Annotated in this window: 9 protein-coding genes; 5 read left to right on the top strand and 4 right to left on the bottom strand. The window is 55.1% G+C overall.

Features of this window, described 5'->3' with window-relative positions; translation table 11 throughout:
• The first annotated feature begins 268 nt into the window (after positions 1–268).
• Positions 269–1,129: an alpha/beta hydrolase gene (locus tag EH164_RS10055; protein ID WP_124968125.1), complete on the top strand. Its 861-nt coding sequence runs from the start codon at positions 269–271 to the stop codon at positions 1,127–1,129.
• Positions 1,130–1,167: 38 nt separating this feature from the next.
• Here the strand turns inward: EH164_RS10055 and mqo are convergent, their stop codons facing one another.
• A complete protein-coding gene (gene mqo / locus EH164_RS10050) occupies positions 1,168–2,814 on the bottom strand; it encodes a malate dehydrogenase (quinone) (protein WP_124968124.1) in 1,647 nt (548 codons plus the stop codon).
• 260 nt (positions 2,815–3,074) lie between these two features.
• Positions 3,075–3,989 carry an N-acetylmuramic acid 6-phosphate etherase gene (locus EH164_RS10045; protein ID WP_124968123.1) on the bottom strand — a complete coding sequence of 305 codons (915 nt, stop codon included), beginning with the start codon at positions 3,987–3,989 and terminating at the stop codon, positions 3,075–3,077.
• Between the two features lie 173 nt (positions 3,990–4,162).
• On the opposite strand from EH164_RS10045, the gene EH164_RS10040 reads away from it, so the two are divergent.
• The gene (locus tag EH164_RS10040; RefSeq protein WP_124968122.1) at positions 4,163–5,779 is read left to right on the top strand and encodes a sensor histidine kinase; all 1,617 of its coding nucleotides are present in this window, start codon (positions 4,163–4,165) and stop codon (positions 5,777–5,779) included.
• Entirely contained in the window at positions 5,776–6,495 is a 720-nt protein-coding gene (gene dcuR, locus EH164_RS10035) for a two-component system response regulator DcuR (RefSeq protein ID WP_023478324.1), read from the top strand. The genes EH164_RS10040 and dcuR overlap by 4 nt, the downstream gene beginning before the upstream one ends.
• Here the strand turns inward: dcuR and EH164_RS10030 are convergent.
• The gene (locus tag EH164_RS10030) at positions 6,476–7,438 is read right to left on the bottom strand and encodes an FAD:protein FMN transferase (RefSeq protein WP_124968121.1); all 963 of its coding nucleotides are present in this window, start codon (positions 7,436–7,438) and stop codon (positions 6,476–6,478) included. The genes dcuR and EH164_RS10030 overlap by 20 nt on opposite strands.
• 95 nt (positions 7,439–7,533) lie before the next feature.
• Entirely contained in the window at positions 7,534–10,311 is a 2,778-nt protein-coding gene (locus EH164_RS10025; RefSeq protein WP_124968120.1) for a flavocytochrome c, read from the bottom strand.
• A gap of 632 nt (positions 10,312–10,943) precedes the next feature.
• Between EH164_RS10025 and EH164_RS10015 the strand changes: the two genes are divergently transcribed.
• On the top strand, positions 10,944–12,455 hold the full coding sequence (locus EH164_RS10015) for an anion permease (RefSeq protein ID WP_094419682.1): 1,512 nt from the start codon (positions 10,944–10,946) through the stop codon (positions 12,453–12,455).
• 52 nt (positions 12,456–12,507) lie between these two features.
• Positions 12,508–14,157, top strand: a complete 1,650-nt coding sequence (gene fumA, locus EH164_RS10010; protein ID WP_124968118.1) for a class I fumarate hydratase FumA — start codon at positions 12,508–12,510, stop codon at positions 14,155–14,157.
• Positions 14,158–14,202: the final 45 nt, after the last annotated feature.

The following is a 14,202-nucleotide window of genomic DNA, read 5'->3' as shown; positions in this document are numbered from 1 at the left end:
GTGAAATATATAAAGCGAGGCGCGGGAAGTAAACAGAGACACTTTTCCTGTTATTGCGATTATTCTCAACGCACTCTGCACACATGGTCTACGAAATGATTTAACACTTTATCATCGCGGCTTCGTCATTAAAAAATAGGCTGGCATGGCATAGCGGATTATCTGTTGATTGATATCTGGCGATAACAGACGCGGGCGAGTAAGATAGCCATTGACCGTTAAGCGTTTGATTATTCAGACAAATGATAAAAAGGAAATCATAAGTTATATGGATACTTCAATTTACTCGCTCGCCAATGGCATCGCCCTTACTCTGCGCACACCCACCGCGGCAGGCCCCCACCCCACCATCGTATTGTGTCACGGCTTTTGCGGCATCCAGCCGATTCTGCTGCCGGCTTTTGCCGAAGCCTTTACCGCGGCTGGTTTTGCTACCGTAACCTTCGATTATCGCGGCTTTGGCGACAGCGAAGGGGAGCGTGGACGGCTGGTGCCTGCTATGCAGATTGAGGATATTCTTTCGGTAGTGGCGTGGGTCGGCGAGCAGCCCACGCTGGATACCGGGCGCATCGGATTATGGGGCACCTCATTTGGCGGCTGTCATGTCTTCGCCGCTGCCGCGCAGGATGCGCGGATAAAATGCGTGGTCAGCCAGCTGGCGTTTGCCGACGGTGAAGATGTCGTGACCGGGCATATGAATAGCGGTGAGAAGAGCGCGTTTATCGCCACACTGGATAAGATGGCACAGAAACAGCGTGCGACCGGCAAAGAGATGATGGTGGCGATCACGCGCGTCCTCTCGGACCCGGAATCGAAAGCGTTCTTTGAGGAAAACCGCACCCTTTTCCCGCAGATGGATATCAAAATTCCTTTTTTGACCATCCGTGAAACGGTGAATTACCACCCCGCTGAGTGGGCAGCAAAGGTGACCTGTCCAGCGCTGGTGGTGATTGCGGCGGAAGATAGCGTCAACCCGCCAGCACAAGGCCGGGCGCTGTTTGAAGCGGTGGCAGCAGCCGAGAAAGCGCTGCACGAAGAGGCCGGTGCGCGCCATTACGATATCTACAGCGGAGAGGCGTTTGAGCGTGTCAGCAAGGTGCAAACCGCGTGGTTTGCCCGCCATCTTTAGGGCATAAAAAAAGGCGCACCGCGGTGCGCCTCTCTTATTTACAGCGCCATATCATGCTGTGGCGCGTTTTCGCTCTTCGGCGCGGCTGGCGTTGCCGCCTGCGCGTCTTTCATGTCGATAACTGGCGGCTTGGTCAGCTCCAGCGCGGCGGCGGTGTCATCCCACACCTGCTGCGTCAGGGCCACGTTGCCGTTCAGATGCTGACCAAAGCTCGGCACAACCTCTTTGATCTTGCTCTGCCACTCCGGCGAGTTGAACTGCTCCGGGAACATCTTCTTAATGACGTTCAGGGCAATTGGCGCTGCGGTAGAAGCACCCGGCGATGCGCCTAACAGCGCAGAGAGGGTTTTCGGCTGATCGACCACCACTTCGGTGCCCAGCTTCAGCACGCCGCCTTTATCTTCATCTTTCTTGATGATCTGTACGCGCTGCCCGGCCTGGATCAGTTTCCAGTCCTCTTTACGCGCCTGCGGATAGTACTCTTTCAGCGCTTCAAAGCGGTCATCGTCGCTCAGCATCACCTGACCCATCAGGTATTTCACCAGGTCAAAGTTATCCAGACCCACGTGGGTCATCGGCATAAAGTTGCTGGTGGTGGTGGTGCTCAGCAGATCAAAGAAGGAGCCGTTTTTCAGGAATTTGGTCGAGAAGGTCGCGAATGGCCCGAACAGCACCACACGTTTACCGTCAATGACGCGCGCATCGATATGCGGAACCGACATCGGCGGTGCGCCCACGGAAGCCTGACCATACACTTTCTGACGGTGAATGTTGGTCACCGCCGGGTTTTCGGTCATCAGGAAGGAGCCGCCTACCGGGAAGCCCGCATAGTTGTCCGCTTCCGGAATACCAGTTTTCTGCAGCAGCTTCAGCGCGCCGCCGCCGGCACCGATAAAGACATATTTCGCATCGATGGTGTGCTCATCGCCGTTTTTCACATCTTTGATCGTCACATGCCAGGAGTTATCGGCATTACGTTTGAAATCGGTGACTTCAGACGAGGTTTGCAGCGAGAAATTTTTGCTCTTTTTCAGGCTACCGATCAGCTGGCGGGTGATTTCGCCATAGTTCACATCGGTACCAACCGGCGTCCAGGTCGCGGCCACTTTTTGCTGCGGATCGCGCCCTTCCATCACCAGCGGTGCCCACTGCTTAATTTGCTGATGATCGGTGGAGAATTTCATTCCCTGGAATAACGTGGTCTGCTGCAATGCAGCATAACGCTTCGCCAGATAATCCACATTATCGCCCCAGACAAAACTCATATGCGGCGTGGAATTAATAAAGGAGTGCGGGTTGGTTAAAATACCGCGCTTCACCTGGGTAGACCAGAACTGGCGGGAAATCATAAATTGTTCATTAATTTCCAGCGCCTTGGTGACATCAATGGAGCCGTCTTCACGCTGTGGCGTGTAGTTCAGTTCCATATTTGCTGAGTGACCGGTACCGGCATTATTCCAGCCGTTGGAGGACTCAAGCGCAACGCCGTCGAACTTCTCAACCATCACCTGTTTCCACTCAGGTTGCAGGGTCTGCAGCCAGGTGCCCAGAGAGGCGCTCATGATACCGCCGCCAATCAACAGGAAGTCGGTTTTTTGGTTCTCTTCCGCCCATGCACTGGTCGCAGAGCTGACGAGCATCGCGACGGCGCTGAAGGCAATAATTGTTTTTTTCATTGCAGGCATAATTATTCGGTTAGATAACAACAAGTGATTCGTGGTGACGCATATTAACGTATTTTTACGTTAATTTAAAATATCATTCACAAAATAGAATAATTTTGTTTTTATTTGCCTTCTGCTTTTTTTAATTAAAAAAAGTAGTGGCGCACTCTGTGTGGACTTATTTTGGCGGGAATTTATCTTAGGGGGAGAAATAAAATTTAGCGTATTTCAATTAAATGGAAAATAAATAACGGCCGCACGCAGCGGCCGAATAGCGATTATCAGGCGTCGACTTTTTCACTTTCTGCACCGGCGATCGCCAGACGCAAATGGCGATGATTCTCGGCCAGCAGGATCTGCGCCCGCGAAGCATTCACCCCGGTCAGCAGCATTAAAATGGCGGCGCGACACTCATTATTCGCCTGTGCCAGCGCACGTTTCGCCTCTTCACGTGTGCAGTTGCTCGCCGCCATGACTACGGCGATTTGCCGCTCGGCCCAGTGCAGATTCACCGGTGCTATATCGACGCGCAGGTTGCCGTAAACCCGCCCGCAACGAATGGCCAGCCCGGTAGAAAACATGCTGAGGATCTGCTGCTGTGCCAGTTGCGCTTTTGGCTCGCCAAAACCGCTTACCGCTTCGGCTCCCGTATCGGGCGCAATGACAATATCGGCGTACTGCGCCGCTTCGCACGCCTGCGCGCGGGTGATCAACGCCACGCGTGCACCAGCCGCCCTTGCCTGCTGCAACGCACCGTTTGTCCACGGTGTTTTGCCGCTTAACGACAGCACCACCAGCATATCGCGCGCCGTTAGCCCCAGCGCCCTGAGATCGTTACCGCCGCAGGCGTAGTCGCTCGCGGCGCGATCCTGCTCTGTTTTCCCCGCCCGTGCGCCACCGGCTATTAACGCCAGCAGCCCGTGCTGGCTATCCAGCGCGAACGCCTCGACGGTTTGTACTGCCGCCCGCCCGGACGCACCCGCCCCGGCAAGCACCACTCTTGCGCCCTGGTTAAGCGTCGCGCTGGCGTTATCAACCAGCCGGGCGATCGCCGGCTGGCAGGCGCTAACCGCCTGCGTGACCTCTTCACTCTCCTGATGGATAAGCGTCAGCATATCCAGCGTGGCGAGGCGGTCGATATCGCCCGTGCGGCTATTACGACGCGCCTCCATTGAACTGTTTGGCTTACTGCTCATACCCTGCTCCTTGTTAAAGGTTCCCCACACACTATAAGGTTATTTGCGCTTCCCGCTTGCGAGTGGGGTCACGCTTCCCGGCGCGACTATTTTTCCTCATTTATCACACGGCTTTATGAATTGCCGCCCATCGGCGATAATAACTTTTCTCAGATAAATGATTCGGGTTCGGCATGACTCAAATAGCGCCCACGGCGACCTCCCCGCGCAAACGGCCAATGAAGTTCGGCACCATGGTGACACTTATGGTGTGCAGCGTGACGGGTTCCGTGCTGCTGCTGGCCTGCGCCCTCTGGTTCTGGCAAATCAGCAACGCCACGCGCGACGGCGTGAAAGCAACCGGCTTCGCGGTGGCGCGTACCCTTGCCAATGCCCCGGAAATCAGGCGCGGGCTGTTACTGCCGCCTAATAGCAATGTTATTCAGCCTCTTGCGCAGGCGGTGGCGGCGCGAAACGATCTGCTCTATGCGGTGGTGACCAATATGCAGGGCATTCGCTATGCGCACCCGAATGCCAGCATGATCGGGCAGAACTTTATTGGCGAGGATCTGCAGCCTGCATTAAAGGGCCACGAGAATGCCGCGGTTAACCGCGGCGTACTGGCCCCGGCGCTGCGCGTGTTTACCCCGGTTTATGATGAGCGCCACCAGCAGATCGGCGTGGTGGTAGTCGGAATTTCGTTAAGCGAGGTCGATGAGCAGGTCAGCCGTAGCCGCCAGGCGGCGATGTGGATCTTAATATTCAGCGCACTGGTGGGTTTTGTTGGCGTCTGGCAGGTGGTGCGGGTGTTAAAGCGCATTCTGCTCGGGCTTGAGCCGTACGAGATTTCAGCCCAGTTTAAACAGCGCCAGGCGATGCTTCAGTCCCTTAAAGAGGGGGTGATGGCGGTGGATGCCGACGGGCGCGTAACGCTGCTGAACCATGCCGGGCGACGGATGTTGCTCAGCAGTACGGCGCAGGGCTCGGGCACGCATCAACCTCTGCTTGCCGATCTGCTGAGCGTGTTGCAGACCGGCACGCCTATTTTCGATCGCGAGCTGGGGTGTAACGGTCGTCTGCTGCTCAGTAATACCGTACCGGTACGCAGCCAGGAGAGTATTATCGGCGCGATTTGTACCTTCCGCGATAAGACCGAGGTGAGCCAGTTGATGCAAAGGCTCGATGGTATGGTCAATTATGTCGATGCCTTGCGAACCACCTCGCACGAATTCATGAACAAGTTGCATGTCATCCTCGGTCTGTTAAATATGAAGCGCTATGACAAGCTGCAGGAGTATGTGCTGCAAACGGCCCAGAACTACCAGAGTGATATCGGCGCGATCCAGCATCAGATCAAGTCGCCGGTAGTGGCCGGTTTTCTGCTCGGTAAAATTAACCGCGCCAAGGAGTGCGGTTTTACCCTGACGCTGGCCGATGAGAGCCACGTGCCGGATAATCCGAATGAGAAACAGGTGACGGTGCTGGTCACCGTGCTCGGTAATCTGATTGAAAATGCGCTGGATGCAATGAGCGGCCAGCAGGAGGGTGAGGTCGGGCTATTCCTGCATTACCAGGATGGCTGGCTGGCAGGTGAAGTAAGCGATGACGGGCCGGGTATTGCGCCGGGCAATATCGACGCTATCTTTCGCAAAGGCTTCTCCACCAAGGGTGAAAACCGCGGCGTCGGGCTTTTCCTCGCCAGCCAGCAGCTGGCTGAACTTGGCGGTACCCTGAGCGTGGAATCTGAACCCGGTGTGTTTACCCAATTTTTTGTCCATCTCCCGTGGGATAGTGAAAGGAAGAACGCGTGATAAATGTATTAATTGTTGACGATGATGCCATGGTTGCCGAGCTGAACCGCATGTATGTGGCGCAGATAGCCGGTTTTCAGTGCTGCGGCACGGCGTCAACGCTGCGTCAGGCCGAGGAGATGGTGAACAATCCGCTGCTTGAGATCGATCTGGTGCTGCTGGATGTCTATATGCAGCAGGACAGCGGTCTCGATCTGCTGCCGATTATTCGTGCCAGCGGACGGGCGATAGACGTGATTATGATCACCTCTTCCGCCGATGCTGCCACCATTCAGACGTCACTGCACTACGGTGTAGTTGACTATCTGATTAAGCCGTTCCAGTTCCCGCGTTTTGAAGAGGCGCTCACCGGCTGGCGCGAGAAGCGCAAGCTGATGGATGCGCACCCCTACTATGAGCAGTCGGACGTTGATCGCCTGCTGCACGGCGGCGCGCCGGAAGTTGCAGACACCCGCAAGCTGCCGAAGGGGCTCACTGCCCAGACCCTGCGCACCATTTGCCAGTGGATCGATGCCCATCCGGGAATTGAGTTTTCAACGGATGAACTGGCAAATGCGGTCAACATCTCCCGCGTCTCCTGCCGTAAGTACCTGATCTGGCTTGCGCAGATTAATATTCTCTATACCACCATCCACTATGGAGCGACCGGTCGGCCGGTTTATCGCTACCAGCTTATTGCGGAGCAGTACAGCCTGCTCAAACAGTACAGTCAATAAACCGGTAGCTGTCGTCAGCGTGGGTGTAGCGGAACTGGCGCTGCGAGGAGAGGATCACTTCGCGTTTTTTAGTGACGAAAAGCGCTTCAATATCCTCGCGCTGCTTCAGAAGCTCACACCCTTTCTCGACGCCGAGGCCGAAGATAAGCGTGGTCCAGATATCGCCATCAAGTGAATCGCTTGAGATGATGGTCACGCTATCGAGTTCATTTTCCAGTGGGTAGCCGCTGCGCGGATCGAGGATATGGTGCCAGCGTCGACCATCCTGCTCGAAATAGCGCTCATAGGTGCCGGAGGTGACTACCGACTGGTTGGCAACTTCAAGCGTGCCAATCAGCGCATCCGCCTGTGCGAACGGCTTTTTCACGCCGACTGACCACCGCCCCTGCGGCGTCCCCAGCGTCTGCACGTTGCCGCCAAGATTGATTAACCCTTCGCTCACCCCCTGCTGGTGCAGAAAGTCGCGCACCCTGTCGGCAATAAACCCTTTGGCAATCGCGCCGAGATCGATCTCCATCCCGGCCTGCGCAAGAAAAACGCTGCCCGCGGCATCATCAAGAACCACGTCCTGCACGCGCGTGATGCGTAGCCGCGCGGCGATCGCATCCGCCTCCGGCACCCGGTCACCCTTAAACCCGATTCGCCACAGTTTCACCAGCGGGCCAATGGCCAGATTAAAGGCGCTGCCCGGCATCATGCTGGCGGCTTTGGCACATTTGATAAGCTCAAAAACCGGGCGGCTGACGGCAACCGGATGCCGTCCTGCGGCGTGATTGATTGCCATCACTTCAGAGTGGGTGCGGTTAACGGTGAAGAGATCTTCGTAGCGCTTAATCAGGGCAAATACGCGGGAGGCAAGCGCCTCATCGTGGACAAAGAGCGTGAGCAGGATGGGCGAGCCCATCAGCACGGCTGAGTAGCGCCAGCTCGGGTTAGCGGACATTGCATACTCCTTCTGTTGCGTACTGGTGGCACTACGCTTATCAGGCCAGGAAGAGTAAGAGGCCTGATAAGACGCAACCAGTTTGCGTGAGTGCGTTACCGTTTTGAGCGCAGCGCAGCCTGATGTCCTGCCAGCGAACCGAAGACGATAATATCTGCCACGGCGTTGCCGCCGATGCGGTTGCCACCGTGCAGGCCACCTACCACTTCACCCGCCGCGAAAGCCCCCGGAATAACCTGCTGCTCGCTGTTAAGCACCTGGGTGTCGGTGTTGATGGTCACGCCGCCCATAGTATGATGCACACCTGGCGCTATCTGGATGGCGTGGAACGGGCCTTCGTTAATCGGTGCGCGCAGTGCGGTGGTGCGCCCGAAATCATCATCATGCTGTTTTTCAACAAAGCCATTGTAGCGCTCCAGCGTGGCGAGGAAGGCATGATAATCCATGCCCAGCTTATCCGCGAGTTCACGTGGTGAGCTGGCGCTGGTAACAAAACCACGGGCGATGTACTCATCCGCCGCTTTGTTTTTCGCGCGGACGTGCTCATCAAAGACAATGTAAGCATAGTGCTCCGGCAGCGCGATGATGGCCGCAGAAACTTTATCGCGGGTCGACATCTCGTTGAAGAAGCGGTTGCCCTGCTGATTGACCAGGATTGCCCCGCCGCCGCGAATCGATTCTGAAATCAGATAGGAGGTGTTTTGCTCAACCGTCGGGTGGATCTGGATTTCGCCCATATCCACGGTGGCCGCGCCAAGGCGTTCCAGCAGAGAAATCCCGCTACCGGTCGCGCCCTTATGGTTGGTGGTGACGAAGCCGTCCAGATCGGGGCGATATTTCACGACCATCGCACTGTTGGCGCTGAAGCCACCGGTGGCAACAATCACGCTCTTCGCATCGACATTCAGTGTCTCCTGCTCCTCGGTCAGCAGGCGTACACCGCGCACTTCACCCGCGTCAAAGAGGATCTCTTCGACGGAGGTGTCCAGCATGACGTCGATATTGCGTTTGGTAACGTTGCGCAGCAGGCCGCTGATCAGGTAGCCACCAACCGCCGATCCGTCGCGTGGACGGTGCGTACGGTCAATACTCATACCACCGGTGGTGGTGATGTCGTTAAGCATAATGCCGCGACGCGCCAGCCACTCAATCGCTTCCGGCGCATGTTCCACAAAGCGGCGCAGCAGCGCAGGATCGTTCTTCTCGCCGCCCCCTTTCAGGCTTTCAGCGTAGAACAGCTCCTTACTGTCCTGAATGCCTTTTACACGCTGGAAGCGGGTTTCCGCCGCATTCATCCCTGCCGAGGCTTTGATGGTGTTACCGCCGATAGTCGGCATTTTTTCGACAATCAGTACGCTGGCACCTTCATCGTGCGCCTGAATTGCCGCAGCCAGGCCGGCACCGCCGCTGCCGATAACAACCACATCGTAATTTCTCGGCGCGCTGGCATCACCGCCCTCTTCCGCGATCCGCGCTTTGCTCGATTTGACCATCGCTTTCGACACCGCTTTTTTCACCGCCTCGCTCTGGCTGGTTGCGCCGGAGATGGCGTCCACGTGCGGAGAGTTGGCATCGATGATACGGCTACGGATCTCTTCAAAGCTGCTGGTAAACTCGACGTCATCAAGCGGGCCTTCCGCCAGCGTAATATCCGCAATGCAATCAGTTTCAAGACTGACGTTGAATACCAGCGTGTTGCTGTCGTCCTGCACGGTTTCAGCAAAAACACCAGGTTTGAACTTCGCCGCGCCCATGCTCATATCGCGGATCATCGCTTCTACCAGCGAGAAACGCCAAAGCGGCTCGGGGATGTTCAGGGCTTCACGCTGGGTGCTGTCCATAAAGAGCTCAAGGGTTTCACCGTTGGCAATGCGTGAAGCCCAATCCGGATAGGCGATGCAGGCGCGGCCTACCGCCATCAGATCGTAACCGTGATCCAGCCCCTCTTCCGCATCTGCCGCGTTGACGATGCCGCCAACGCCCATTACCGGGATCTGCGCCAGCGTTTCGGAGCGCAACGCGCAATATTTATCGATCAGCGGCGTCGGATCGCTCGTCTCATTAATGGAGGAGCGCAGCGCTGCACCCACGGAGAAGTGCAGATAATCGAGACCGCGAGCGGCCAGCTTCTCCAGCAGGAACATTGTGTCATCAAAACGGATGCCGGGGACTTCCAGCTCTTCCGGTGAGAAGCGGTAGCCAATGATAAACGCATCATCTGCATACTGCCGTGCCATCTTGTGAGCAATATCCAGCACGGCCAGCGGGAACCTGGCTCGGTTTTCGCGGCTGCCGCCCCACTCATCGTCACGCTGGTTGGAGTGGGGAGAGAAGAATTGCTGAATGAGATAAGTGTTAGCGCCATGAATCTCTACGCCGTCGAAGCCTGCCAGGATGGCGCGACGTACCGCTTCGCCAAATTTGGCAATCATGCTTTCAACTTCCGTAGCGCTCATCGCTACCGGCGTTGCGGCACCTTCGCGCGGCGCGGCAATCGCGCTTGGCGCAATCGGTGTGCGTCCGCCGATTAATTTCGGCTCCACCATGCGCCCGCCATGGTAAATCTGCAGAATGGCTTTTGAACCTTTTTCCCGAATGGCGGCGGCAATTTTTGCCAGCCCGGCGATTTTTTCATCGCTATCAATCCCAATCGCCCCTGGAAAAGCGAGACCGAGATCGTCGACAAAGCAACACTCCACAATAATGGTGCCAATAGCCCCTGAACGTGCGCGGTAATACTCCACTAATTCGCTAGTAACGGTACCGTCAAAATAACCTGTGCAGGTGGTCATTGGCGCCATTAACAAACGGTTTTTCAGTTCTACGCCGTTTGGCAATGTAAACGGGCTGAGAATACGTTCGTTGCTGGTCATAATAAACTCCACATCTAAAATTGATAAATCTTGAATTCGGTGACGGATCTATTTTCGTTCTGGTTATTAATCCTGGTGTCGTGTAATTAATATACCGTGAATTTTATTTACTAAATTAATTACGTTAGTTATTAAACTATTTAACCCCTGCAATAACAGACCTACCTCCACTGTATTATCATTTTTAAATATTGCGTTCACATTTTTATAATTACCGGTAACATAATCATTACCTTACGAGATCTTGCACGACGAGACGCCACCAATAAAAACCCATTACTATCAATAACTTAATAAAAACGATAGCGTAGAAACCTTGATTATCAATACAAACATTTAACATTTCTTCAGTTTTCTGGAAATTAACCACATCATTAATAGTGGGTATTCCAAATATTAAAAAAAGCACATCTCTTTTCGTTTTATTGATCTTAATCAATAGAAATCCCATCATCAGGGGCAATATAGAAATAGACTTATTTTGTTATTTATTGCCAACCAGTTTTGCGATAAATAAAGATCAGCGGAATAAGAGAAGATGATTTTAATAACTAAAGTATCTTTCGAAACTAAATAAATCACACTCTGCTCCGCGATCGCTCCGAATTCTTAACTACTTGTAGATGCTCACTATGAAAGAGAAAACTCCAACCCCAGCTTCTGCTACTGCAGAGCGCGCAAAGGCCGGTAATAAAAACCGCCTGGTGATGATGGCACTCCCCATTATCGTGGCCATACTGTTACTGTTCGTTCCGGTGCCGGAAGGCTTACCGCCCTACGCATGGCACTATTTTGCTATCTTCGTTGGCGTGATTGTCGGCCTGATCTTCGAGCCGCTGCCGGGTGCTGTGATCGGCATGACCGGCGTGGTAGTAATCGCGCTCTGTAGTCAGTGGGTGCTTTTCAGTCCGGAACAGCTGGCGGATCCGAAATTCAAGCTGGCGGGCCAGTCCTTTAAATGGGCGGTCAGCGGTTTCGGCAACTCCACCGTCTGGCTTATCTTCGGCGCATTTATGTTTGCCGCCGGTTACGATAAGACCCAGTTTGGTCGCCGCCTGGCGCTGATCCTCGTTAAATATCTGGGTCGCCGCAGCCTGACGCTCGGCTATGCCATCACCTTCGCCGATCTGCTGCTGGCCCCGTTTACCCCATCAAACACCGCGCGCAGCGGCGGGACAATCTATCCGATTATTGCCAATCTACCGCCTCTGTATGGTTCAAAACCGAACGATCCGAGCGCGCGCCGCATTGGTTCTTACCTCATGTGGGTAGCGATCACTGCTGCCTGTATCACCAGCTCTATGTTCCTTTCCGCTCTTGCGCCTAACCTGCTGGCGCTGGCGCTGGTGAAAAGCATTGTTGGGATTAATATCTCCTGGGGCACCTGGTTTATCGCCTTCCTGCCGCTGGGCCTGCTGCTGATTCTGACTATGCCGCTGCTGGCGTACTGGTTCTACCCGCCTGAAGTGAAAGTGAACGATGAGGTCCCGCTGTGGGCGAGCCGCGAGCTGGAGAAGCTGGGCAGAATGTCCCGTAATGAAATTCTGCTGCTGGTCTTTGTCTGCTGTGCGCTGCTGATGTGGATTTTCGCCGCCGACTTTATCGAACCGGCGCTGGCCGCCCTGCTGGTTGTGGTGCTGATGCTGTGGACCGGGGTTCTGAGCTGGAACGATATCACCAGCAATAAACCGGCATGGAACACCTTTGTCTGGTTCGCCACGCTGGTCGCGCTGGCTGATGGCCTCTCATCCACCGGCTTTATTGCCTGGCTGGGCAAAGAGGGCGGGCTGCTGATGAGCGGCATCTCTCCGGGCATGGCAACCATCGCTCTGCTGCTGGCGTTCTATCTGCTGCACTATCTCTTCGCCAGCACCACGGCACACACCACCGCGCTGCTGCCGGCGATGCTGACCATCGCAGCGACTATTCCTGGCATCAATATGGAAGTCGTTGTGCTGGTGCTCTGCACCTCGCTGGGTGTCATGGGTATCATCACCCCATACGGCACTGGGCCAAGCCCGATTTACTACGGCAGCGGCTACCTGCCGACTAAAGATTACTGGCGTCTCGGTACCATCTTCGGTGCCATCTTCCTCGCCGCCCTGCTGTTGATTGGCTATCCGTGGATTACCATGATGTTCTGATTCATAACCGTCGGGTTTTCCCGGCGGTTTTATTTTTGTGGAGTAATGAGCTATGTCGAACAAACCGTTTGTTTATCAGGATCCGTTCCCGCTGGCAAAAGATGAGACGGAATACTATCTGCTGAGCCGCGAAAATGTCTCTGTCGCAGAGTTTGAAGGTGAGCAGGTACTGAAAGTCGAGCCAGAGGCGTTAACGCTGCTGGCACAGCAGGCCTTCCACGATGCCGCGTTTATGCTGCGTCCCTCCCATCAGAAACAGGTTGCCGCCATTCTGACCGACCCGCAGGCAAGTGAGAACGACAAGTATGTCGCCCTGCAATTTCTGCGTAATTCCGAAATCGCGGCAAAAGGCGTGCTGCCTACCTGCCAGGATACCGGTACGGCGATCATCATGGGTAAAAAAGGTCAGCGTGTCTGGACCGGCGGTGGCGATGAAGCCGCGCTGGCGCGTGGGGTTTATAACACCTATACCGAAGATAACCTGCGCTATTCGCAGAATGCGCCGCTGGATATGTACAAAGAGGTCAATACCGGCACTAACCTGCCCGCGCAGATCGATCTCTATAGCGTCGACGGCGACGAGTATAAATTCTTGTGCATCGCCAAGGGCGGTGGTTCGGCGAATAAAACCTATCTCTATCAGGAGACCAAGGCGCTGATCACCCCGGCGAAACTGAAAAACTATCTGGTCGAGAAGATGCGTACTCTGGGCACCGCGGCCTGCCCGCCCTACCATATCGCCTTTGTGATTGGTGGAACCTCCGCTGAATCAACGCTGAAAACCGTGAAACTGGCGTCGACCCGCTACTACGATGGCCTGCCGACCGAAGGGAATGAGCACGGTCAGGCATTTCGTGACGTTGAACTGGAACAGGCATTGATGGAAGAGGCGCAAAACCTCGGACTTGGCGCGCAGTTTGGCGGGAAGTACTTTGCGCATGATATCCGTGTGATCCGCCTGCCGCGCCACGGTGCCTCCTGCCCTATTGGTATGGGCGTCTCCTGCTCCGCCGACCGTAATATCAAAGCGAAGATCAACCGCGACGGGATCTGGATTGAGAAAATGGAGTCGAATCCGGCGCAGTATATTCCGGAAGAGCTGCGCCAGCAGGGTGAAGGCGATGTGGCGAAAATCGATCTCAACCAGCCGATGAAAGCGATACTCGCCCAGCTCTCTGCTTTCCCGGTATCGACTCGCGTTTCGCTCAACGGCACGATTATTGTGGCGCGCGATATTGCCCACGCGAAGCTGAAAGAGCTGATTGATAATGGCGAAGAGCTACCGCAGTACGTGAAAGATCACCCGATCTACTACGCTGGTCCGGCAAAAACGCCAGAAGGTTATGCTTCTGGTTCGCTTGGCCCAACTACCGCAGGGCGGATGGACTCCTACGTAGACCTGCTGCAATCGCATGGTGCCAGCATGATCATGCTGGCAAAAGGCAACCGCAGCCAGCAGGTCACCGATGCCTGTGCCAGACATGGCGGTTTCTATCTGGGAAGTATTGGCGGCCCGGCTGCCGTACTGGCGCAGCAGAGCATTAAGAGCCTGGAGTGTGTTGCGTACCCGGAGCTGGGTATGGAGGCGATCTGGAAGATCGAGGTGGAGAACTTCCCGGCGTTTATTCTGGTGGATGATAAAGGGAATGACTTCTTCCAGCAGATCCAGAACAAGCAGTGCGCGGGCTGTAAACAGCGGTAAGTAATATGTGAAAAACCCTGGTGAAGTTCCGAGCTGGGGTTTTTT

The sequence above is a fragment of the Kosakonia sp. CCTCC M2018092 genome (assembly GCF_003864115.1).
GTDB lineage: Bacteria > Pseudomonadota > Gammaproteobacteria > Enterobacterales > Enterobacteriaceae > Kosakonia > Kosakonia cowanii.
Note: the sequence above shows the minus strand (reverse complement) of the source record. Positions and strands in the feature narration are given on the sequence as shown.

What these genes read in the sequence shown, in the direction of transcription:
- EH164_RS10045 (WP_124968123.1), bottom strand. Translation starts at nt 3,989, where the DNA reads ATGAGCAGTAAGCCAAACAGTTCAATGGAGGCGCGTCGTAATAGCCGC.
- EH164_RS10040 (WP_124968122.1), top strand. Translation starts at nt 4,163, where the DNA reads ATGACTCAAATAGCGCCCACGGCGACCTCCCCGCGCAAACGGCCAATG.
- EH164_RS10055 (WP_124968125.1), top strand. Translation starts at nt 269, where the DNA reads ATGGATACTTCAATTTACTCGCTCGCCAATGGCATCGCCCTTACTCTG.
- EH164_RS10015 (WP_094419682.1), top strand. Translation starts at nt 10,944, where the DNA reads ATGAAAGAGAAAACTCCAACCCCAGCTTCTGCTACTGCAGAGCGCGCA.
- EH164_RS10030 (WP_124968121.1), bottom strand. Translation starts at nt 7,438, where the DNA reads ATGTCCGCTAACCCGAGCTGGCGCTACTCAGCCGTGCTGATGGGCTCG.
- fumA (WP_124968118.1), top strand. Translation starts at nt 12,508, where the DNA reads ATGTCGAACAAACCGTTTGTTTATCAGGATCCGTTCCCGCTGGCAAAA.
- EH164_RS10025 (WP_124968120.1), bottom strand. Translation starts at nt 10,311, where the DNA reads ATGACCAGCAACGAACGTATTCTCAGCCCGTTTACATTGCCAAACGGC.
- mqo (WP_124968124.1), bottom strand. Translation starts at nt 2,814, where the DNA reads ATGCCTGCAATGAAAAAAACAATTATTGCCTTCAGCGCCGTCGCGATG.